20 protein-coding genes are annotated in these 21,720 nt (G+C 42.7%); 9 read left to right on the forward strand and 11 right to left on the reverse strand.

Annotation, left to right across the window (positions count from 1 at the left end):
* Positions 1 to 4: 4 nt before the first annotated feature.
* Positions 5 to 1,180 (reverse strand): FAD-dependent oxidoreductase, encoded by a 1,176-nt coding sequence (locus tag Q9G97_RS00490; protein ID WP_305899290.1) that lies wholly within the window; start codon positions 1,178 to 1,180, stop codon positions 5 to 7.
* A gap of 48 nt (positions 1,181 to 1,228) precedes the next feature.
* Positions 1,229 to 1,921 (reverse strand): cupin domain-containing protein, encoded by a 693-nt coding sequence (locus Q9G97_RS00495; RefSeq protein ID WP_305899291.1) that lies wholly within the window; start codon positions 1,919 to 1,921, stop codon positions 1,229 to 1,231.
* Positions 1,922 to 2,063: 142 nt separating this feature from the next.
* Between Q9G97_RS00495 and Q9G97_RS00500 the strand changes: the two genes are divergently transcribed.
* Complete coding sequence (locus tag Q9G97_RS00500; protein ID WP_305899292.1) at positions 2,064 to 2,402, forward strand: DUF3817 domain-containing protein; 339 nt, start codon at positions 2,064 to 2,066, stop codon at positions 2,400 to 2,402.
* Positions 2,403 to 2,485: 83 nt separating this feature from the next.
* Here the strand turns inward: Q9G97_RS00500 and Q9G97_RS00505 are convergent, their stop codons facing one another.
* From Q9G97_RS00505 to Q9G97_RS00525, 5 genes are all read right to left on the reverse strand, one after another.
* Positions 2,486 to 3,052 (reverse strand): hypothetical protein, encoded by a 567-nt coding sequence (locus tag Q9G97_RS00505; protein ID WP_305899293.1) that lies wholly within the window; start codon positions 3,050 to 3,052, stop codon positions 2,486 to 2,488.
* 192 nt (positions 3,053 to 3,244) lie between these two features.
* Positions 3,245 to 3,673 (reverse strand): YgjP-like metallopeptidase domain-containing protein, encoded by a 429-nt coding sequence (locus Q9G97_RS00510; protein WP_371747953.1) that lies wholly within the window; start codon positions 3,671 to 3,673, stop codon positions 3,245 to 3,247.
* A 96-nt stretch (positions 3,674 to 3,769) separates the two neighbouring features.
* The gene (locus tag Q9G97_RS00515; RefSeq protein WP_305899295.1) at positions 3,770 to 4,327 is read right to left on the reverse strand and encodes a hypothetical protein; all 558 of its coding nucleotides are present in this window, start codon (positions 4,325 to 4,327) and stop codon (positions 3,770 to 3,772) included.
* Between the two features lie 172 nt (positions 4,328 to 4,499).
* Positions 4,500 to 4,757: a YheV family putative metal-binding protein gene (locus tag Q9G97_RS00520; protein ID WP_305899296.1), complete on the reverse strand. Its 258-nt coding sequence runs from the start codon at positions 4,755 to 4,757 to the stop codon at positions 4,500 to 4,502.
* Positions 4,758 to 6,938, reverse strand: coding sequence for a M3 family metallopeptidase (locus Q9G97_RS00525; RefSeq protein WP_305899297.1), 2,181 nt, complete (start codon positions 6,936 to 6,938; stop codon positions 4,758 to 4,760).
* A 584-nt stretch (positions 6,939 to 7,522) separates the two neighbouring features.
* Here Q9G97_RS00525 and Q9G97_RS00530 point away from each other — a divergent pair.
* The 5 genes from Q9G97_RS00530 to Q9G97_RS00550 all read left to right on the forward strand — a co-directional run bounded on the left by Q9G97_RS00530 (position 7,523) and on the right by Q9G97_RS00550 (position 12,838).
* The gene (locus tag Q9G97_RS00530) at positions 7,523 to 8,635 is read left to right on the forward strand and encodes a hypothetical protein (RefSeq protein ID WP_305899298.1); all 1,113 of its coding nucleotides are present in this window, start codon (positions 7,523 to 7,525) and stop codon (positions 8,633 to 8,635) included.
* Between the two features lie 125 nt (positions 8,636 to 8,760).
* Complete coding sequence (locus Q9G97_RS00535; RefSeq protein WP_305899299.1) at positions 8,761 to 9,597, forward strand: glutathione S-transferase N-terminal domain-containing protein; 837 nt, start codon at positions 8,761 to 8,763, stop codon at positions 9,595 to 9,597.
* 258 nt (positions 9,598 to 9,855) lie between these two features.
* A complete protein-coding gene (locus Q9G97_RS00540; RefSeq protein WP_305899300.1) occupies positions 9,856 to 10,611 on the forward strand; it encodes an endonuclease/exonuclease/phosphatase family protein in 756 nt (251 codons plus the stop codon).
* Positions 10,612 to 10,660: 49 nt separating this feature from the next.
* The gene (locus Q9G97_RS00545) at positions 10,661 to 11,656 is read left to right on the forward strand and encodes an NADP-dependent oxidoreductase (protein ID WP_305899301.1); all 996 of its coding nucleotides are present in this window, start codon (positions 10,661 to 10,663) and stop codon (positions 11,654 to 11,656) included.
* Between the two features lie 273 nt (positions 11,657 to 11,929).
* Positions 11,930 to 12,838, forward strand: coding sequence for an EcsC family protein (locus tag Q9G97_RS00550; protein WP_305899302.1), 909 nt, complete (start codon positions 11,930 to 11,932; stop codon positions 12,836 to 12,838).
* A 46-nt stretch (positions 12,839 to 12,884) separates the two neighbouring features.
* On the opposite strand, the gene Q9G97_RS00555 is transcribed toward Q9G97_RS00550, so the two are convergent.
* The 3 genes from Q9G97_RS00555 to Q9G97_RS00565 are packed head-to-tail and all read right to left on the reverse strand — an operon-like array spanning position 12,885 to position 16,443.
* Positions 12,885 to 13,532, reverse strand: a complete 648-nt coding sequence (locus Q9G97_RS00555) for an alpha-ketoglutarate-dependent dioxygenase AlkB (RefSeq protein ID WP_305899303.1) — start codon at positions 13,530 to 13,532, stop codon at positions 12,885 to 12,887.
* A gap of 40 nt (positions 13,533 to 13,572) precedes the next feature.
* Positions 13,573 to 14,490, reverse strand: coding sequence for an alpha/beta fold hydrolase (locus Q9G97_RS00560; RefSeq protein ID WP_201570913.1), 918 nt, complete (start codon positions 14,488 to 14,490; stop codon positions 13,573 to 13,575).
* 36 nt (positions 14,491 to 14,526) lie between these two features.
* Entirely contained in the window at positions 14,527 to 16,443 is a 1,917-nt protein-coding gene (locus tag Q9G97_RS00565) for an ABC transporter ATP-binding protein (RefSeq protein WP_305899304.1), read from the reverse strand.
* Between the two features lie 403 nt (positions 16,444 to 16,846).
* Between Q9G97_RS00565 and Q9G97_RS00570 the strand changes: the two genes are divergently transcribed.
* The 3 genes from Q9G97_RS00570 to Q9G97_RS00580 all read left to right on the forward strand — a co-directional run bounded on the left by Q9G97_RS00570 (position 16,847) and on the right by Q9G97_RS00580 (position 19,586).
* Positions 16,847 to 17,719: an EamA/RhaT family transporter gene (locus Q9G97_RS00570; RefSeq protein ID WP_305899305.1), complete on the forward strand. Its 873-nt coding sequence runs from the start codon at positions 16,847 to 16,849 to the stop codon at positions 17,717 to 17,719.
* Positions 17,720 to 18,039: 320 nt separating this feature from the next.
* Positions 18,040 to 18,942 (forward strand): fructose bisphosphate aldolase, encoded by a 903-nt coding sequence (locus Q9G97_RS00575; protein WP_305899306.1) that lies wholly within the window; start codon positions 18,040 to 18,042, stop codon positions 18,940 to 18,942.
* Between the two features lie 107 nt (positions 18,943 to 19,049).
* Positions 19,050 to 19,586: a hypothetical protein gene (locus Q9G97_RS00580; protein ID WP_305899307.1), complete on the forward strand. Its 537-nt coding sequence runs from the start codon at positions 19,050 to 19,052 to the stop codon at positions 19,584 to 19,586.
* 96 nt (positions 19,587 to 19,682) lie between these two features.
* Here Q9G97_RS00580 and thiC read toward each other — a convergent pair whose 3' ends face one another.
* Positions 19,683 to 21,632, reverse strand: coding sequence for a phosphomethylpyrimidine synthase ThiC (gene thiC, locus Q9G97_RS00585; RefSeq protein WP_305899308.1), 1,950 nt, complete (start codon positions 21,630 to 21,632; stop codon positions 19,683 to 19,685).
* Positions 21,633 to 21,720: the final 88 nt, after the last annotated feature.

The raw sequence follows: 21,720 nt of genomic DNA on the forward strand, positions 1-21,720 counted from the left end.
AACCTTAATCGTATTTTTTAGATTCGATATTAGATACACACTCAGGCAAGTTTTGTACCGCCACGCTTGCCGCATCAATAGCACCAGCCGTATAGCCAGAGAACTGCCGCGACCATTCGCTACCTATGCCTGTTAAGCACTGTTGCCAGACGCCTGAGCTTGCTCTAGCATTAGGAGCTAAGGCGTGTTGACCATAACTATCCGCATTGACATCAAGATCAGCAATCGTCGCGGTAAACGGATCTTGTGCCCAATCTTTGAGGTACTCAGCTTTTGGCGTACCTGCCTCTGCGCCAAATAAACGCACAAGTTGTTCGCGACAATACTCTTTTAATACTGTTTCGGAGATGCTTTGACGCTGTTGTACTGGCACACCAATAAAACCAAATAATGCGCCGCTACCCTCTGTTATGGAGGCATCATGAATCTCAACAAGAGGCCCTATCGCACTACGCGCTTCTCCTGATAATCCTGTATCGCGCCAAAAGGGCGTATCATAAACTGCAAAGTATTTGGCATGAGGTGCCATCCAAGTCGCTGTATTATGCCATTGAATTGTCAGATCAGTCGGTAGGGCAGGGGTAAACGCTATGCTGGCTGCTGCCAATCGTGGTGGTAGCGCTAGTAGTATATGCCCAGCTTGCCAAGTCGTCAGCTGTCCAGATGAGTCTTTACTAATAACCTCAATATACTCATCAGTCTTGTTTATCTGATGAACTGGTTGATTGGTAATAATTTTATTTCGATCTAAACGGTTATATAAGGCATTGATCAAAGCTGCCATACCTCCTTTTAGACGCATTGATGGCGAAGTGCTTTTATAGCCTTGGCTACGTATAGCGGGCTCATGAGCCGAGCGTTCAACCATCATATCGCCCTCTTCAAACTGCTCAAAGCTCTCTAATTGTAGCTCATCGATAAGCTGACCAAGCTGCTGCTGAAAGTCAGGCCAAAACCAAGACGGGCCTAAATCAAAGTTGTCAGCTGATAGGGCTGTTGTCGCGTCAGTATTTGGAGACTCTAAGGGCATATCTGTAGCAGAGCGAGTAGTGATAATGCGACCACCAAGCGTAGGACGAGCTTCTAATAGGATATAGTCAATACCTTTTTTTTCTAATAATAGGGCCGCGTACAGACCACTTAGTCCACCGCCTACAATCGCAACAGAAGCTTGCTTCATCTCAAAATCCTTTATTAAAACCGATTAAAATATTATGACTACTCTTATCTACTCATTTAATAGCGCTGCGATATCCGTATGTTTTATCTGCGCTAGATATCCCGTTTTAAGATAGACAGTGACGCCCTTTAAGCCTGCGCTTATTTGTGGAAGTGTGCCTATAGGAAAGCGTAGCCAACTGCCAGACTTATAAGTCTGCTTGTTTTCAATCAGCTCACCTGCGATCACTAGCAGCTCCACGCCGCCTACTACTTCGGTCATAAACAGTGGCTGGCTTGCAGTCAGTCGCTGTAGGCTCACTTGCTCATCGTCATCAGAGAATAGCGGACAAATCTGACGATCGCCTTGTAACTGCCAGTTGCTATCGTCTGTAGTGTCGATAGCCACATGCTGGTGCTCATCAGTAGACATCTGCCAGAGTTTGACAAAAATGGTAGCACCTTTGACACTATAAGGCTGGTGCCCTGATGTCGGTGGATTGCGTATATACCAGCCTATGGGATAATCGGTATCATCCGCAGAAAAAGTACCTGATAGTACGAGTATCTCCTCGCCACCAGGATGCAAATGATGGGGAAAGTATGAGTCGGGCGCATAGCGTACAATACTGGTAGCACGGGCTTTTTCTGCGCCTACTCGATCAAGCATGACGCGCTCAACGCCTTTTTGTGGTGAATCAACCCACTGATAGTCCTCAAAGGCTAATGCTGCACGTTGTGAAAAGTCGGCATTAATAAGCATAAGTTTTTCCAAAAAAGCGGTTAGTAGGGTTAACAATTTATTTGTATCGCTAGTCATTGTTAGCGCGACTTAGCCCTTCAAAGTAGTAGGCAAAGCCAGTATCATAGCTATCATTTATTGATCATAACAAAAGGAAAATCAAGTGTCACAGGCTCAGCTCTCTAGTCATATCACTACTCTTAAACAAGATCAGCGCACTGTCCTAAAAGCCCTCACTATCATAGGTTATTTAGAAGGTACTTCATTTTTACTACTGCTCGGTATTGCCATGCCATTAAAGTATATGATGGGTATTGAAGAGGCTGTAAAGTATATCGGTATGGGTCATGGCGTCTTGTTTATAGCCTATATCGTTATACTCATGACAGTGGTCACTAAAATAAAAACACCACTATGGGCCATGCCTATCGGTGTAATCGGTTCATTCTTGCCATTTGGGCCTTTTATATTTGACCATTTTTTAAAGAAAAGCCTTCAATAAAGTATAAAAAATCCAGTGTCAAACGCTTAGTCTAAACGTCTAACACTGGATTCATAAAGCTTGAAGCTAATTAATTAAACCGATTACTCTTGATCTAACTTATCGATCATACCTTGATATTTATCTTTTTTGGCAGCGATCTTTTTGCGGCGCTCTTCTGCGGTAGCGATTAGATTTTTAGCGATATCTAAGCTCTTATCAAAAGCGGCTAATTCCATATCTACGGCATCTAGCAATTTACCAAGCATCATAGCAGTCGCTTTTTCAGAGACATCATGCTTCATGTCTACCGCGTCAGATTTAAAATCTTCTCTTAGCTTAGTTGCCCATTGATAGATACCAGCCATCGTTATACCAGACTTATCATCTTCGTCAGAGCTGTCTTTATCATTGGCTTTCTTATCAGACTTTTTGTTATCTTTATTTTTCTTGTCTGATTTGTCAGACTTATCTTCTTTTGATTTGCTATCTTTATCTGATTCTTTGTCATCATTACCAAGCTTAGCATCGGTGTCAACTTCTAGATCATGTTCAGCATTGTACTCTTCAAAATCGCCATCTTCATAAACGACAGTATCGTCTTTTACCACTTCTACACCAGTTACTGCGTTATTCTGCACTGATTTTTTATCTTCATTTTTGTTTGACATAATTTGGAATCCTTATAGGGTTAGCATTTAGATATTAGCTACGATAAACATTGATTCGCCGATAGTAAGCTGATGCTATTATTTAAGCAATAGCCGGTTATAAATCTACCTTGCAAGCGCCACAGAAGGAAACATAGCAGTACTATCCGTTTACAAACTATCTTTACAAATTTTGTATCTTAGCTAAATAATTTACTGCTCTTGCCACTGTAGCCAAAGCCTAGTATCCAGCTCAAACTGATGATAATCGGGCTCCATATGACAGCAGAGTTGATAGAAGGCTTTATCGTGATCTTTTTGTTTAAAATGCGCCAGCTCATGCACAACTATCATCTTTAAGAACTCAGGTGGCGCTTTTTTAAATAGGCTGGCGACCGTAATACTATTATGGGATTTAAGCTTGCTACCTTGTACTCGCGACTGAAAGGTGTGAATACCTAATGCCTGATTCAGTACCGCAAGCTTACTGTTATAACTGACTTGGGTGAGTGAGCCACTTTTACGCATATATTGATTTTTGATCTCATTAATATACTGATATAGCGCTTTATCGCTTTGTACCTCATGACTGGTTGGATAGTTTTTGTGAATATAATCGCCTAGCGTTCCTGTGCTAATCATTTGCGCCGCTTGAGTTTGAATATGCTCAGGATAATGGGCGATATACTTTAGGGTGGGTGAAGTCACGGAATTATCCTTATTTCTTAATACTGTTTTTTAGCTTGGAATATCGATACTTTTAGGTAAATGTAGCTCAATACGTAATTTGGGCAAGTCTTGCAGATGCTCAATTAGTAGGGGCAAGGTAATAGACTGCCACTCTAAAGGCACTGTATTAGTAATGCTCAGATCAGTATCGCTTATTGCACTGTTAGACGAATTGCTGACAGTCTGGTTGCTAGAGATAAGCGGCCGCGTCAATATGGACATTTTGCGGATGCCTTTATAGCGTATCAACGGCATAAGCTGCTGACCTAAATCATTAAGAGCCGCAACTAGCCAGCGCTTACGAGTAGGATGATAAGGGTGATCAGATATGACAAGATTGGCAATATAAATAGGCTGATTGTTATTAGAATTAGCACTCAGTCCTGCGCGTTCATGCTCGCGTTTATGGAGCAGACAGCCACCGACTGATAGGCTACCATCACGGCAGGCGCGATGATAGCGCTGATAGTTATCAGGATATAGCGTCTTACAGCGTGTCAATACTGGATCGAGTAATATGCCAGCGCTATTAACGGGCAATAATAATACTTGTGCCTTGCTATTCAAAATAGGGCTATGAGTTTGCTCGATAATAGCTATGGTATTTACCTCCCAATACTTATACCAAATCCAAAAGGTGCGATTGACATTGTTAAACTCAGCCTACTAGATATAGTGCTTGTCTAAGTTTGTCGTGCCACTCTAGTTTTGGAAATGGTATCACCTAGTTCTTAAACTTTTAATTTCTAAACTTTACCGTGCCGCTGGTGCCTGTTGCCATAGCATCACGAGCCAGCTGATCTTCAGCGTTGTTTTTGGCGCTTATTGAATCAGGATCAGGACGATGCTCGCTATGTCCGCACTGCGTACATTCAATGTATTCATCAGGCGTCGGATCAGTAATATTGACTTGTACTACCGCATCTATCGCCTGACACTTAGGACAGCTAACACCTGCTAAAAACCGACGTTTGGGCTGTGGTGATTGATAGCGCATCTAGCTGGCCGCCTTATCAACGCTAGCATCATTAAAGCCGCTATGACGTAGCAAGGCGTCGATACTGGCGCTGCGTCCACGGAAGTTCTCAAAGTTAGTCTTGGCAGGCAAGCTACCACCCACTGAGAGCACAGTATCGCGGAACGCTTTGCCTGTAGTAGCATTAAAGATACCTTCTTCTTCAAATTTGCTAAAAGCATCAGCTGATAGTAGCTCGGCCCACTTATACGAGTAATAGCCTGCCGCATAGCCACCGGCAAAGATATGACTAAAGCCATTAGCGAAGCGGTTATATTCTGGCGTTTCTGTAATAGCGATATCATCGCGTACTGACTCTAACGTTTGCAAAATACCCTCGTAATCAAGCGCTGGCGTCTGCGCGTGAATCAGCAAATCAAACAATGAAAATTCAATCTGACGTAAGGTTTGCATACCGCTCTGAAAGTTTTTGGCAGCTAGTAGCGCGTCAAGCTTGTCTTGCGGTAATGGCTCGCCAGTTTCAACATGGCTACTGATCAGCGCAATACCCTCAGCATCCCACGCCCAGTTTTCCATAAACTGACTTGGCAGCTCAACGGCATCCCACTCAACGCCATTGACGCCAGCGACATCACCGACACTCACTTGGGTCAATAAATGATGCAGCCCATGACCGAACTCATGGAACAAGGTTAACACTTCATTATGAGTCAGTAAGCTGGGCTTACCTGCCAGCGCTGGAGTAAAGTTACCGACCATAAAGCACACGGGTAGCTGATCATAGCCCTCAATATCATGACTATAACGCGCTTGAAAACCGCTCATCCAAGCACCGCCACGTTTACCGCTGCGAGCGAATAGATCAAAATAAAAGCCGCCGACTAAGCTATCATCAGCATCAAACAATTGATAAAAGTGCACATCGTCATGCCAGAGCGTGGCGATATTAGTCGTTTCGTTTTGTCCAGTTTGTTGCTCTTTTACGGTAATACCATATAAACGCTCAACGATAGCAAATAGCCCATCGAGAACTTTTGGCAAAGGGAAATAAGGGCGAATCTCTTCTTGTGATAAGCTGAATTTGCTTTGCTTCACCTTTTCAGCGATATAAGCATTATCCCAAGGTTGCAAATCATCAATACCATAGTCTTTGGCACTGTCTTGCAGCTGCTCTAGATCCTGTTTAGCAGTCGGTGTAGCTTGCACGGCTAAATCGCGTAAAAATTTCTCAACCTCGGCGACATTGTCCGCCATCTTCGTCGATAGCGAGACTTGTGAATAATTGTCAAAGCCTAATAGCTTCGCCTTTTGCTCGCGAAGATCTAATATCTCACTCATGATATCAGCGTTATTCAGTGACTCGCCCTGAGCATTGATATGTTTATCAAACTCTGAGGCACGGGTAACATAAGCATGATATAGCGTTTTGCGTAGCTCGCGATCATCAGCATGAGTCATCACCGCGATATATACAGGAATATTTAAGCTGGCGACATAATAAGGGCTAGGCAAATCATCGATTTCAGCTTGGGTTAGCTCCTCTTTTTCTAGCATTCGAACTTTGTACTGCTCACCTGTATCAGCCAACAATCCAAGTCCACTTTCAGTGATACCCGCCAATTGTGATTGCTCAATAGGTAGCATAAAAGCTTGGGTGGCATCTAATATATTATCTGAAAATTTCGCTGACAAAGTCGATAGTTTACTTTGAATCGCGGCAAAATTATCTTGCTCAGCCTTAGGTAGTGCCACTCCTGATAACTCAAACTTTTGAATAGCTAGCTCAATAGCACGAGCGCGCGCAAGCTCTAACTGGTCAAAGAATGCCTTGTCATTCTTGATGGTTTGATAACGATCAAATAGCGGTTGATGTTGCCCAACGCGCGTACCATAAGCCGATAGAGTCGGCAGCAGCTCATGATGGATATGACGTATCTCATCGTTACTCATCACGCTATTGAGATGCGATAAGATACCCCAATTGCGATCTAAGGCCAGATTGATATGATCAAAGCTCATCACGTCATCTAGCGCTTGCTCAGCACTGATTGGCGTAAAGTCTTTATCTTGAAATACCGACAGCGTATCTAAGAATTCATTAGATTGATCAATGGCGTCTATCACTTGAGCCTGTAGCTCAGTAGGCTCGGTCGCTGCAAAGTCAACGAGATTCAAGTTTTGATAAGTCATAACAGTAGTCATAAGAAGTCCAAAGGCAGTAAAAGGTAAGAATAGTAGTAGTTGAATAGGTATAGAGAATCAAAATGTTACGCTATAAAGCAAATAGGGTTAGTAAAAGCATGTTAACTATTAATCATGTTAACTATCAATAAGTAAAAGTGCTGAATGAATAAGAAATGGGTATGTTTGACTTCGAATACAACCTAATACAATAGTCCTAATGCTTAATCAAAACAAATTGTCGTCTTTAAGAATGTTTCTCAATATACAATAGTGATGGACACGCTTACAAAGCATATCATTTGCTTGCAAACTAACTCTATAGCAAAGATGCTGAACTTGTTAGGCTAGTAAATAGAGTCAAACAACAATTGAATAAAAAATGACTTTGTAGGATACTCAATAGAACGAGTCTAATTACTTATAGCTATTTATATTACTTGTAGCTCTTTAGAATCACTAAAAAAGTATTTTAGATAAGTTCATCGGCTAATCACACATGGGTCAACCATCTGTTATATAGTCTTTTATTATTGAGTTATTCGATACTGAGCGGATTAGAAGTTAATCAGCAATTAAAGATAATAAAACTAGGAGCATACTTTATGAAAGCAACTCTCAAAAGTTTACGTGAATCTAAAGCCAATCCAGCGGTAAGTATTTTTGTAAAAACACACCGTGAGCATCCTGCTAATGAACAAGATCCTATTGCCCTCAAAAACCAACTCAAAGTCGCCGAAGATCGTCTGAATAAAGAATACGATAAAAATACAGCATCGACTATCTTAGCGCACATTCACAAAGTTACCGAAGATTTGAATCATAATTATAACCTCGATACATTAGCTATTTTTGCTAGTACTGATGATGTTCAGCTGATTCGTATGCCACTTGATACCAAAGAGCGTGTAGTGATATCAGATAGCTTTGCTACTCGTGATCTCGTCCGTGATATGGCAAGTGCCGTACATTTTTATGCTGTAGTGTTGACGGGTGACGTTGCTCGCTTAATTGAAGCCTCAAATGATCGTGTGGTCATGGAGTTTGATAAAGACTCAGATAAGCAAAACAATATGGAAAACATTCCATTCCCAATTGATAATAATGGCTTATACAAGACCAGCGATGGCGGCTCTGACCGTTCAGCGAATAACGAGAGCGCTCATCTAAAAGAGTACTTCAACCAAGTTGATAAGAGCGTCCAAGAGCTATGGGGCGAGCATAAAATGCCGCTTGTGGTTATCGGTGATACCAAAAACGTTGGTTACTATAAAGAAGTCTGTGACCGTCCAGAGAATATCATTGCAACGGTAACCAATGTTACTCGTCTTGATGATGGCAGCGCTCAGCACATTATCGATGGGGTACAAGAGGCGATAGAAGAGTATCGTAGCTCGCTACATATGCAGGCGATGGGTGAGATTGATAAAGCTCGTGGCGCTAATATGCTACGTACGGACTTACAAGAAGTCTATCAGGGAGCATTCCAAGGTGCAGGCGAGACCTTGTATGTGCGTCGCTGGTATATTCAACCTGCCAAAATCGATGAAAAAGCGCAGACATTAGCCTTAGTAGATGATGCTGCTGGCGAAGGCGTAACTGATGATGCTATCGGTGTCATTATTGAACATGTCATTCATAATGGTGGCGATGTTATCTTCTTACCAGAAGAGATTATGGGCGCTGATCAGCCTATAGCTTTAGTGACTCGCTATTAATTAGGTTATCTCAAGCATAGACAGATCTAAAGTAGAGCATTGATTCACTAAGGATCAATGCTCTTTTAGTTTAAAGACATGCTCTAGTACTAAATCACATATTTTATTTCATAAAGGTATCGATAATGATTATCCCTAATAATGCTATTGGTCATAAAATCAAAAGTGCGCAGGCGTTTGTCTCATTAATACTACGTGGTGGACGTGGAGTGATGGGTACCGCCAATCCCATGCAACCTGAGAAATCACTGGTCTTATACGAATTTGAGGCCTGTCCATATTCACGCCGCGTCCGTGAAGTCATGACATTGCTCAATCTTGACTATGAGAGTCGCCCAAGCCCGCACAAAGGCCATGTCTATCGTGACGAGCTAAAAGAGCTGGCAGGTAAGGCACAAGTACCGTTCTTGATTGACGAAAACAATGTGGATGGTGCTAACGGCGAAGAGGGCGATCAGATATTAGACTCACAAGCGATTATCGATCATCTATTTGCTAATTATTCCAAAAAAGGTTTTACCCCAGATAAGTACCAGCGCCAAAATAAAAAGGATAATGCCTCATTAGCCAATAAAGTGGCAAGTGTCGCCTCCATGATGCGTGGGGCAAAAGCGGTGCATCCTAAGAAAAATTTAGCTCGTGCTAAACCTAAACAGCCGCTACATCTGTATGGTTTTGAAGCCAGTCCGTTTTGTCGTTTGGTACGCGAAAAATTAAGCGAGCTTGAAGTAGGATATATTAATCATAATGTCGCTCGTGAGCGTATCCAAGATATTGGCGCATTTGGTTTTCATTTAACTAAGGGTGAATACCAGCCTATCAAAGGCGGCAAACGCGATCGTTTGATGCATGAGGAGATTAAGGGTGAGTTGCTATTTCCTTATCTAGTTGATCCGAATACCGACACACAGATGTATGAGTCGCAAGATATTATCGATTATCTAGAATATAATTATGGTTGATAGCGGGTTAATAGTAAGTTAGTAGTAGGCATGCAGCTCATCAATAGATCTATATGGTATTAAATCCGGGTGTTAAAGAGGATAAGAAACCTCGTATATTATCTCCTTTTAAGCTACTGTTTTTAGACCTCTGCTTTTAAACGGCTTGTTAATACAGCGCTCTTGTTAACGATCATCTATTATATTTGTTATATTAACCTGTACTGACTTTTTATAAATCTACTTTAACGCTCACTCTATGCTATGACTACTAAACCTATGACTACAGACTCTTTTGTATTGACCAGCTATAACATTCATAAAGGTATGTCGCCGATGAATCGTCAGGTAAAGATGCAAGGTATTGCTCAAGCATTGGATACGGCAGGGGCGGATATCTTATGTCTGCAAGAAGTGCAAGGGCAGAACCTTAAGCGTAATATGCAATATAACGAATATCCTGATCAATCGCAGCATGAATGGTTTGGCGAGTTTTTGCAGTTAGAAAACAGCTATGGCAAAAACTCAGAGTATGAAAATGGTCATCACGGTAATGCGGTATTAAGTCGTTTTCCGTTAGATCCCAAGCATAATGTCAATATCAGCGTCAACAAACTTGAGCAGCGCGGCGTCTTGCATTGCGAAGTACAACCCATAGGATGGGAGCGGCCTGTAGTGGTGTTATGCGCTCATCTTAATCTCTTTGAGCGCGATCGGGTCAAACAATATCAAGCGATTAGCGATTATGTGCGTCACGAGATCGATGATGGTCAGCCGCTTATTTTGGCAGGAGACTTTAACGATTGGAAGCGCATGTCTTGCGACAAATTAGCCAATAGCCTTGGGATGACAGAAGCCTTTAGACACTGTCATGGCAAGCTGCTACCGACCTTTCCTGCGAAGCTACCTGTACTGAGCCTAGATCGTATTTATGTGCGTAATCTGACGGTTAAAGATGCGTGGGTACATACGGGGAAACCTTGGTCAACGCTATCCGACCATTTGCCAATCAGTGCAGAGTTGGCCTTGTTATAAACTATTTAGTAAAAAGTAAAACCTGATAAATAAAAAAGGAATCATTTCTATGTCTACTAACAATCTACCTAGCCAGCAACATGCTGTCTTAATCACTGAGTTTGGCGCACCTGAGGTCATGCAGTATCAAGACGGCGTTGCTGTTCCTGAACTAAATGACGAGCAAGTACTGATAAAAGTAGCCTATGCTGGGATTAATCCCGTCGATTATAAAACTCGTCAAGGCAAAGGCTGGGGCGCGGATAATATTCGTAAAGATAAGTTTGAGCAAGACAAGCCTGCTATTTTAGGCTTTGATGTGGCAGGTACAGTAGCTAAGAGCAACAGCGACAAATTTGCAGTAGGTGATAAAGTCGCCGCACTGAGCTTTGATAGCAGCTGTTATGCCGAATATGTCGCTGTCGATGCTGATCTACTAGCACAGGTGCCTGAGTCCGTTACTCTAGAACAAGCAGGTGCGCTACCTTGTGTTGGTCAAACCGCCGTGCAGTTCGTGGACTTTGCTGATATAAAATCAGGTGAGCATATCGTTATGAATGCGCCAGCAGGTGGCGTTGGTCAGTTAGTTATTCAGCTATTGGCAGAAAAGATTACTCGTGAAAATATAAAAGTTACTGTCATTTGCTCTCCTGAAAAATACGAGAAGCTTGATCAGCTCATCGATAAAGAGGCACTAACAGGCTGGATCGATTACACCAAAGACGATAACTTTCCAGATTTGCAAGCTGACGTACTGTTAGACTTAGTCGGCGATGATGCTGGTGTGCGCGCGCTTAGCACCATCAAATCTGATGGTCGAGTGTATGTGCTGCCTTCTATTTGGGTCGATAAGCTAAAAGCCGCAGGTAGCGATCAGCTAACTATCAAAGGCTATGCCGTCAAACCTAATGGCGAGGATATGGCACGCGTTTTACAACAAGTGGCTGATGGTAGCCTAAAGCTGCATATCGAAAACAGCTACCCCTTATCTGAAGTCGTTGCCGCCCATACTGAACTACAAAAAGGTGATGCTTTTGGCAAACTAGTACTGCAAGTGTCTATCTAGTTCATAATGATAAAAATTCTAAGACGCAAGATAGAGGCTGCCTTTATCTTGCGTTTTTTATGCTTAAATGACTTCTTATCTTTAAGTGATTTGAATGTTTTAGCAAAATAATAAGGGTTATAAGTCATTGCTTTTATTAATTTACTAAAGCCATACCCATTAACGAACTTTCTTACAAAAGACGATTTAGCATACTGTTATAGTTTTAAAGATAGCAAGTATAGAGCGAGCTGTTTTTATTCTTTTAACTTATAGGATATTGGAGAAACTAATATGGATGTTAATAATGCTAATAATGAAATTAATGAGCAAACACTCGATAATGAGGCTTATATTGCCAAAGCTCGTCAAGAAATAGAAGATTGGATGTATCCTGACAGTAGTATTTTAGATAAGACTCTTGCTGCTTTGGCTATGCCTATTGAAAAGGCAGGCGAGGCGCTGATGAATGTACCGCAGCTAGGTGATACCCTGAAGCAAGCAACTGAAAAAACTATAGTGAGCTTGAGTGACGCGGCTAACTGGACGATAGATGTGCAAGATACTATCGAAGCCTATCGTAATGACTCAGATAGCGATGGTACAGATATAAAGAAGCTCATAGATATTCAAAATCTACCTATTGCAGTCGCCGATAACCAAGTCAAATTATTTAAGAGCAAATATGTTGCCTTGACTAGCGCACAAGGGGTGACAACGGGCATAGTCGGCTGGGCAGGCATTCCTGCCGATGTGGTCGGCTTAATTACTGCCAACCTGCGTGCTATCAGTGAATATGCGACTTATTACGGTTTTGATATGACTGCCAAGCACGAGCAAGTATTTGCGATGTCGCTATTAGGGTTAGCAACGTCTACTTCAGGTGATGAGCGACAAGCCGCGCTGGATGATACTTTTAGCTTAGTAAATAGTGATAAATCGAAAAATGATTCTTTGAAGAGCGACGGCAAAGACCCTGAAACTTTGGCGCTCAATCAAATCAATGAAGAGGTCATGTCACGGGTATTACGTCAAACCGCAACAAAAGTCGCGACTAATTTGGTCAAAACTAAAGCGGCACAGATAGTACCAGCGGTAGGTGCAGTGGTCGCAGGTGGCGTCAATGCTAGCTACACAGCAAGCGTCTGTGAGGCTGCATATCAGTGCTACCGTCAGCGTTTTTTGAATAGACAAAACGTCTAAAGTAGTAAAAGTTCAAGTGGGTAGCAAACCTAATTAGATATCAAGCTTAAACAGTTAGCATACGCCGAAAAGTTAAACTAATTCGTCCCTCATGCATGGTCTTAGTCTTAGTAATCGTATGTTTCCAATACTGCTGAGTATCTCCGTGCATGACAATTAGCTGACCCGACTCAAGATAAAGCTCGACTTTGACGGGCTTGTCTTGATATCTGTTATTTCTGTGCTTAAGTTTTTTGTGTTTAAAAACAAACTTGCGCGTAGCACCTAAAGACAGTGCGGCAATAGTCGGCTGCTCGCCTAATTCTTTTTCATCATCCGCGTGATAACCCATGCCATCTGTGCCTGTAGGATAAAAATTAAGCAGGCAAGTATTAAATTCAACTTTGATACCGATAGTTGCTAGTTTGTCTTCAACCTGTTTTTTAATTTGTAATACGGATGGTGTCCAATCGATAGCTTTGCGCGCATGTCCAGAGTAGGTATAGCTTAAGCCCTTGTCACCCATCCAAACCATCTGACGAGTAGTGATATGTGTCTTACCAAATAAAGTGACCGTATCTGCTTGCCAAGGTAGCTCAGTGGCTAATTGCTCATAAAGCGCATCCATCTCACCAATGACGATACCCAAATCGTTTACTATGCCATCATAAGGCAAGAGGTTGTCAGTAGATTTAGGGGCAAAAAGATCTTTCATTGTGCTTACTCACTATCACTTTCTTACAATTTCTTATATCTCAACTATTGGCAGCCTTATGTAAAGCCAAAATAGTATCCGCGCATACTTTCGGTGCTTCTATCGGTAATAAATGACCATTTTCGGGCAGGGTAGTGAGCTGACTGGCTGGCACAAACTTACGCCAATTATTACGTACTTTATCACTTATAAAGATAGTCGGTTTACCAACAATGAGCTGATAGGAAAGATTCATCTTTTTAAGTTTCTTTAGAGCGCCATCGATATAGGGAATACCAAAATAATTGGCAATCTCTTGCTCTGGGCTAAATATAAAGGTATAGCTACCATCGCTTTGTTGTACTAGGCTCTCTTTGGCGAATAGATACAGATGCTCATCAGAGACACGGCGATACGCTTTATTTGCTCGTAAGCTCTCATAGAGTTCATCTACGCTTGACCAAATCGTTTGTTTTTCTAAAGCGCTTTTAAAGGGTTGACGCTTTAACTTGATAGCGCGAGGAATTAACTTATATAGAATCGCTTGTGACTTGGTAAAGGTGACAGGCTCAATCAAATAAAGCTGTGAGAATAAGTCAGGACGTTTGGCCGCTGCGATAGCTGTCGCCGTCGCGCCTTGCGAATGACCGATAGCGATGATAGGAGCATCTTGCGTCTGCTCCAAAAACTTAATCAGCATATCAGCGTCTTGCTCACGGGTTAATACTTGGGCGGTCGGCTTATCATGCCAATAGCCACGCATTGCAAGCGAGCTTAGCTCAAAACCAGCAGCAAGCTCAATCAATAAAGGCTGATAATTACCTACAGTGAAGCCATTACCACCATAAAAGTGTGCTTTGACTCGTTCGCAATTTTTATCGTCAGTCTCTTTATTGACCGAGCTATTTAATTCGCTCAACTCATAATAGCGAGCGCGTTTATTATCAAGAGTAATACTTTTTGCAAAATCTTCGATCATGCGAGCAATTCCTTGTCATGTATTACTTATGGTTTACTATTCCAATTCACCCAAAAAGTCGCCACTTTGACGATGCCAAAGTCTAGCATAGACACCATTTAATTCTAATAGCTCATCATGACTGCCTTGCTCAATAATACGACCTTGATCCATCACCACCAAACGATCAAGAGCGGCGATAGTCGAGAGGCGATGGGCGATTGCAATGACGGTTTTGCCTTCCATAATGTCATTCAAGCTCTCGGTGATAGCGAACTCAATCTCAGAATCTAAGGCACTAGTGGCTTCATCTAACAGTAGTACTGGCGCGTTTTTGAGCATAACTCGGGAGATGGCAATACGTTGGCGCTGTCCGCCTGATAGCTTGACGCCGCGCTCGCCAACTTGGGTATCGAGTCCTGTATTGCCTTTATCATCATACAAGTCTTTGACAAACTCCCAAGCCTGCGCTTGCTTGGCGGCGATAATGATTTCTTCATCGCTAGCGTCAGGGCGACCATAAGCGATGTTTTCACGTACCGTACGATGTAATAAGGAGGTGTCTTGGGTGACCATACCGATTTGTTGACGTAGCGACTCTTGGGTGACCTGATCAATCGCTTGGTTATCGATTAAGATTTTGCCACTATCGACATCGAAGAAGCGCAATAGCAGATTTACCAGAGTCGATTTACCCGCTCCTGAGCGTCCGACTAAGCCAATCTTTTCTCCTGCTTTAATATCTAAATAAAAGTCATCTAGCAGCTTTACTCTTGAGCTTATAGCGGTTGTTTCCATTGTCGGGATTTCGTCAATACGCGCGCCTTCAACATCAAGGTCTTTATTACCTTCGTAGCCAAAGTCGACATGATCAAAAATGATACGCCCTTGGGTCACTTTTAATTTTGGCGCATTTGATTTGTCTACAATAGTTTGCGGCGCTGATAGGGTGCGCATACCATCTTGTACCGTACCGATACTCTCAAAGAGACTAGCAGTCTGCCACATAATCCAGCGAGTCAGGCCATTGAGCCGCAGTGCCATCGCGGTCGCAGCAGCAATAGCACCGACCCCAACAGCACCTTGTTGCCATAGATATAAGCCGATGCCAGCAGTACTACTAACTAATATTACACTGATTAGATGAGTGGAGACCTCAAGATAGCTCACCCAACGCATCTGCGCATGCACCGTCCCTAAAAACTGCCCCATAGCATTTTTGGCATAACCTAGCTCGCGGCGTGAATGACTGAATAGCTTGACGGTCATAATATTAGCGTAGGCATCAGTAATGCGTCCAACCATTAGCGCTCGCGCATCCGCTTGGACGATGGCGGTTACTTTAAGCTTTGGAATGAAATACCACATGCACAGACTAACTAGCACAAACCAAATGATAAAAGGTATCAGCAGCATGCTGTCTAAATTAAACAAAATGACGCCAGTCGTAATAAAGTAAACAGTGACGTACATAAACATATCAGCGACAGTCATCACTGTATCGCGCACGGCAAGTGCAGTCTGCATGACCTTGGCAGATACTCGTCCAGAGAACTCATCTTGATAGAACTGCATCGATTGACTCAGCATGCGCTGGTGAAATCGCCAGCGCATCTGCATTGGAAACACACCTTGCAGCGTCTGAAAATGAATAAATGAGGATAAGGCAATCCAGAATGGACTCACTAGCATCACCGCCAGCATTAACAGCAAGATATCGCCTTTCTCACTCCATAAGTTTTGCGGAGTATAGATACCTAGCCAATCGACGATATTGCCAATCCAAGCAAATAGCATCGCCTCATAGATGCCAATACCTGCTGACAAGATCATAAATAGCAGCAACCAACCGCGCAGACCTTTAGTACAGGCCCACAAAAACTTCATCAACCCATCACGAGGTGAGGGCAGTGGCATTGGAGTATCGGGAAAGGCAGATAGGCGTGTTTCAAAAAAGCGAAATAGAGCATTCATAGGCAATAACAATATATCAGTAACAATACGTCAAGATAAGCGCTGGCAGAGCTTATTTGACGCTAAGATTTACATAAATTTAAAAGATAAAACAGCACTCTATTTTAGCAAAATCTAGCTATCTGCCTTGCAGGCTAATTGTAATTTATAGCGTATAGGAATAAACCTGTTATCTGCTTGATTATTGCTTGAGCAATGGACGCTATATCAAATGTTTATAAGGAGTTAAGAATAAAATAGTATTAGGAAAATATAGGTATTGATATTAATGACATATATTGTTACATTCTATGGTTTTTGATGACCTGACCACTGTATCTTATAGCAATCATTATCGCGATATAAAATCTCAGCTCTATAACAGCAACCGTCCATATATTTAAGGCTCAAAAGGTAAATAATTATGCTGTATTTAACGCTCGCGGTGCTTTGTAGTGTTGCCGTCTCGGTACTGTTAAAGGTGCTACGCCAACGCGATATAGATATTCGTCAAACTATCGTTGCTGGTTATCCTGTGGCGTTTTTATTGACCCTATTTTTATTAAAGCCTGAAGTGAGCGCTATAGATGGTTTAGGTGGCGCTTGGCTGATTATTATTGCCTTGGGTATCTTGTTGCCCCTAGTGTTTATGATCTTGGGTCGAGCGATTGAAGCGGTAGGTATGGTCGCCACCGACGCCGCTCAGCGTTTATCACTGATTATTCCGATTATCGCCGCTTTTCTCTTATTTGGCGAAGTGTTGACTGGCACACGTATCTTTGGCTTGCTGCTAGGTGTGTTAGCGCTTGGCGCTTTAGTATATCGACCAACGCAAACGATGGCTAATACTCATGACAATACTACCGTTAGTAAACACGCACTGTATACCCCACTGTGGCTATTTGGCGTATGGATAGGCTACGGCACTATCGATATATTATTTAAGCAAGTCGCTAAACAAGGCGCGGCCTTTCCACTGACTTTATTTGTCAGCTTTGGGCTGGCAGGCTTACTGCTGTTTATATATTTACTTATCACTCGAGTACGCTGGCAGGGCAAAGCCTTAGCCGCTGGATTGCTACTAGGTGCGCTGAATATGGGTAATATTTACGCTTATGTGCGCGCGCATCAAGTGCTCTCTGAGTCGCCAAGCATCGTATTCACAGGTATGAACGTTGGGGTTATCACAGTCGCAACACTCATCGGTGTTGGGGTGTTCAAAGAGCATCTTAATCGAATCAATATGTTGGGTATAGTATTAGCAATCAGCTGTGTGGCGGTGCTATTTTTGGCGTAGTTAATAATAGATAAAACAGATGCGTATTATTGTGCCGCGTAACTGGTATAAATTTTTACTGCTTGCTGTGTCTACGCTGACAAAGGCTGCTAAAAATAGATACCAGTCACGCTATAGCGCTTTTAAGTTCAATAGACCCTAATTATATGGCGAACCTGAGCTAATTTTTAGCTTAGCGTACTTTTTAACGGATTGGCTATAGGCAGCTTGCACGTCATATGCTAAGGTAATTTGCAACCGATAAATATCTGTTATTAACACTGTTTTATTAACACTGTTTTATCGATTTATTTTTATCATAATAATAGGATATACAAGTAATGGAAAATCAAGAACAATACAACAAACAGCTCCAACGTGTCAAAGAGGGCTCAGGATTTATCGCCGCACTCGATCAAAGTGGCGGTAGTACCCCTAAGGCCTTGGAGAATTATGGCGTCACCAGTGATGACTATGACAATGACGAGGCAATGTTTGATCAAGTACATGCTATGCGCTCGCGTATTATGACCTGCGATTGCTTTGATAATGAACGTGTCCTTGGCGCTATACTATTTGAAGATACGATGGATCGCGAGGTTGAAGGCAAGCCCACCGCCAACTATCTATGGGAAGATAAAAATATCGTACCCTTTTTAAAGGTGGATAAAGGTTTAGCAGAACAGATGAGCGGCGTACAAGTAATGCGTCCGATGCCTGATCTGGATGCGCTACTGGACAAAGCAAATAGATATCCAGTATTTGGCACGAAGATGCGCTCGGTTATTTATGAGCCCAATGTCGATGGTATTGAGCTAGTCGTACAGCAACAGTTCGACGTCGCTAAGCAAATCATCTCTAAAGGTCTTATGCCCATCGTTGAGCCAGAAGTGGATATCAATAGCGCGAAAAAGCACGATTGCGAGCTACTACTCAAAACCAATCTATTGCACAATTTAGATCGTTTGGCAGATGATAAGCAAGTTATGCTGAAATTGACTTTGCCTGAAGAGGCGGGATTCTATCAAGAGTTGATCGATCATCCAAAAGTGCTAAAAGTTGTGGCATTATCAGGTGGCTATAGCCGTACTGATGCATGCGATAAGCTTAAGCAAAACCCTGGCATGATTGCTAGCTTCTCACGTGCCTTTACTGAGGGTTTGAGTAAACAGCAAAGCGATCAAGAGTTTTCTGATACGATTGACACTTCAATCAATGAGATTTATGAGGCGTCAAAGGTTTAGAATTTAGAGTATTATAGGATTAGTTTATGATCTCAGCGAGCTTGTTGCTTACTGAGATTTTTTAGTGCTATACATGAATTTTTTGCTGTTACTTGTCAAGGTGAACTATGCTCTCTATCAACTCTAAGCTCATTAAAGTAGCTTTAGTAACATCTCTATATATTCCTTGCACACTTAATGCCAGTGTCCATGAGCCAATATCCAATCCATTTACTAGAGAGCTTGCAAGTATTGACTTAGCGACCATTGATTACGAGTTACTACAAGCTAACTTTATGTATTTTACCATTAATGCTTTTATTAATAGTTGCGAAAAAAATGCTCCAGATTTGAGTCATGAAATGATTATCACTGGAGAAGAAATTTTCGAAAATAACCCTAAATTAACTAAAAGTTTAGATATAACGAAAGAACTTTGGAGGGAGGTTAGCTTAAATGACGATGCAGGTCTCTTGAACGCTCAACAAATAGACACTTTGAATATGATTAGTGGGGTTATTGGACTCTTGCGCGGTGTTGATCTTAAACTATCTGCTGATGAATGCTTAGGATTCTTGCAGAATATTCAAAATGTACCCAATCGAGAACAATTCTGGGATAACTACCTACGTCAAGCAATCCCTGTAATTATAGAGTCTTCGTAACTTCAATACTTCAATACTTCAATAAAAAATTAACTGAAAAAAGCCTAGCAACTATTAATAGCGCTAGGCTTTTTTGTGAGAATAATCAGGCAGTTTTTAAACCCCTTTACTCTCCAAACCCTTAGCATACTCCCGCACGTTCTGGGTGATTTTCATTGAGCAAAACTTCGGGCCACACATCGAGCAAAAGTGAGCGGTTTTATGAGCGTCTTTTGGCAGAGTCTCATCATGGAACTCACGGGCAGTATCAGGATCGAGTGCTAGGTTGAACTGATCATCCCAGCGGAATTCAAAACGGGCTTTGGATAAGGCATTATCACGTGCTTGTGCACCCGGATGACCTTTGGCAAGATCGGCAGCATGGGCGGCGATTTTGTAAGTGATGATGCCATCTTTGACATCCTTTTTATTCGGCAGGCCCAGATGCTCTTTTGGCGTGACGTAACATAGCATCGCGGTACCAAACCAGCCAATCATCGCCGCGCCAATAGCACTCGTAACATGATCGTACCCAGGTGCGATATCGGTCGTTAATGGCCCTAAGGTATAAAAAGGTGCGTCATTACACAGCTCAAGTTGCAAGTCCATATTCTCTTTAATGCGGTTCATCGCGACATGACCTGGGCCTTCAACCATTACTTGTACATCGTGCTCCCAAGCGATTTTGGTTACCTCTCCAAGGGTACGCAGCTCACCAAATTGTGCTTCATCGTTGGCATCTTGCAAGCAGCCAGGGCGCAGGCCATCGCCTAAGCTAAACGCCACATCATACTGTTTCATAATCTCGCAAATATCAGCAAAATGCGTATACAAAAAGTTCTGCTGTTGATGCGCAAGGCACCACTGCGCCATGATAGAGCCACCGCGTGAGACGATACCCGTTAAGCGTCCAGCAGTCATCGGTACGTATTCGAGTAAAACACCTGCATGAATAGTAAAATAATCCACGCCTTGTTCCGCCTGCTCTATCAGCGTATCGCGGAATATCTCCCACGTTAAATCTTCAGCGACACCATCGACTTTTTCTAGTGCCTGATAAATAGGAACCGTACCAATCGGTACCGGTGAGTTGCGAATTAGCCACTCACGAGTCTCATGAATATGGTTACCCGTTGATAAGTCCATGATGGTATCAGCGCCCCAACGTGTCGCCCACGTCATTTTAGAGACTTCTTCATCAATAGAAGAGCCGAGCGCTGAGTTACCGATATTGGCGTTAATTTTGACCAAGAAGTTGCGCCCGATAATCATCGGTTCAGATTCAGGGTGGTTGATATTATTAGGAATGATTGCGCGTCCTGCTGCTACCTCTGAGCGCACAAATTCAGGAGTGATGACAGTAGGAGTGTTCGCGCCAAAGCTCTCCCCATCATGTTGGCGCATATCGGTCAGCTCGTGTTGCTTTTGGGTCTCGCGGATGGCGATGTATTCCATTTCTGGAGTAATGATGCCACGGCGCGCATAGTACATTTGCGTGACGTTGCCTGCTTTACCAGCGACATCTTTGGCACGACGCGGTTTATCAATATGAGCGAATCTTAGATTGGCGGTGCTGATATCACGCGCACGCGCTAGACCATATGAGCTGGACAAGCCATCTAGCTGTTCAGTATCGCCGCGCTCAGCTATCCAGCCTTCGCGCAATTTTGGCAAGCCTTTGGTTAGATCAATCTGAATGTTGGGATCAGTATAGACGCCAGAAGTATCGTAGACATAAAATGCTGGATTTGGCTCCCACTCGTTCTCAGGAGTACCTTGTACTGGAGTAGGGTCAAGGCTAATTTTGCGCATGGGCACTTGAATATCAGGACGCGTGCCTTCGATATAGACTTTATGAGAGGCGGGCAAGATACGATGCAAGTCGCGAGCGTCTTCTTCAAAACGCGCATCAGTGTCACTACGATGAGCAGGAGTTTTTAGCGCGTCGCTCTTTTTATCTGCTTTGCTTGAGTTTGTGACAGGCGAGTTAGCAGGTTTATATAATGTCGGCTCAGAGTGTGTAGATGAGTGGCTGTCAGGTGTTGGATGAATCGTTGCAGTAGTCATATGCTGTCCTAGCGATTGTGTTGTCTAAGGGTAAGGCAACACCGCCAGTAGCTGCGGGGCAAGCATAAGTTATCAAAGTAAATGTCAG

Origin of the sequence: Psychrobacter sp. M13, assembly GCF_030718935.1 — a bacterium.
GTDB lineage: Bacteria > Pseudomonadota > Gammaproteobacteria > Pseudomonadales > Moraxellaceae > Psychrobacter > Psychrobacter immobilis_G.

Excerpts from the sequence above, each read along its gene's own strand:
- Q9G97_RS00505 (WP_305899293.1), bottom strand. The coding sequence starts at position 3,052 with ATGTCAAACAAAAATGAAGATAAAAAATCAGTGCAGAATAACGCAGTA.
- Q9G97_RS00510 (WP_371747953.1), bottom strand. The coding sequence starts at position 3,673 with ATGATTAGCACAGGAACGCTAGGCGATTATATTCACAAAAACTATCCA.
- thiC (WP_305899308.1), bottom strand. The coding sequence starts at position 21,632 with ATGACTACTGCAACGATTCATCCAACACCTGACAGCCACTCATCTACA.
- Q9G97_RS00495 (WP_305899291.1), bottom strand. The coding sequence starts at position 1,921 with ATGCTTATTAATGCCGACTTTTCACAACGTGCAGCATTAGCCTTTGAG.
- Q9G97_RS00550 (WP_305899302.1), top strand. The coding sequence starts at position 11,930 with ATGGATGTTAATAATGCTAATAATGAAATTAATGAGCAAACACTCGAT.
- Q9G97_RS00525 (WP_305899297.1), bottom strand. The coding sequence starts at position 6,938 with ATGACTACTGTTATGACTTATCAAAACTTGAATCTCGTTGACTTTGCA.
- Q9G97_RS00490 (WP_305899290.1), bottom strand. The coding sequence starts at position 1,180 with ATGAAGCAAGCTTCTGTTGCGATTGTAGGCGGTGGACTAAGTGGTCTG.
- Q9G97_RS00530 (WP_305899298.1), top strand. The coding sequence starts at position 7,523 with ATGAAAGCAACTCTCAAAAGTTTACGTGAATCTAAAGCCAATCCAGCG.
- Q9G97_RS00535 (WP_305899299.1), top strand. The coding sequence starts at position 8,761 with ATGATTATCCCTAATAATGCTATTGGTCATAAAATCAAAAGTGCGCAG.
- Q9G97_RS00560 (WP_201570913.1), bottom strand. The coding sequence starts at position 14,490 with ATGATCGAAGATTTTGCAAAAAGTATTACTCTTGATAATAAACGCGCT.
- Q9G97_RS00570 (WP_305899305.1), top strand. The coding sequence starts at position 16,847 with ATGCTGTATTTAACGCTCGCGGTGCTTTGTAGTGTTGCCGTCTCGGTA.
- Q9G97_RS00575 (WP_305899306.1), top strand. The coding sequence starts at position 18,040 with ATGGAAAATCAAGAACAATACAACAAACAGCTCCAACGTGTCAAAGAG.
- Q9G97_RS00520 (WP_305899296.1), bottom strand. The coding sequence starts at position 4,757 with ATGCGCTATCAATCACCACAGCCCAAACGTCGGTTTTTAGCAGGTGTT.
- Q9G97_RS00580 (WP_305899307.1), top strand. The coding sequence starts at position 19,050 with ATGCTCTCTATCAACTCTAAGCTCATTAAAGTAGCTTTAGTAACATCT.
- Q9G97_RS00565 (WP_305899304.1), bottom strand. The coding sequence starts at position 16,443 with ATGAATGCTCTATTTCGCTTTTTTGAAACACGCCTATCTGCCTTTCCC.
- Q9G97_RS00555 (WP_305899303.1), bottom strand. The coding sequence starts at position 13,532 with ATGAAAGATCTTTTTGCCCCTAAATCTACTGACAACCTCTTGCCTTAT.
- Q9G97_RS00540 (WP_305899300.1), top strand. The coding sequence starts at position 9,856 with ATGACTACAGACTCTTTTGTATTGACCAGCTATAACATTCATAAAGGT.
- Q9G97_RS00545 (WP_305899301.1), top strand. The coding sequence starts at position 10,661 with ATGTCTACTAACAATCTACCTAGCCAGCAACATGCTGTCTTAATCACT.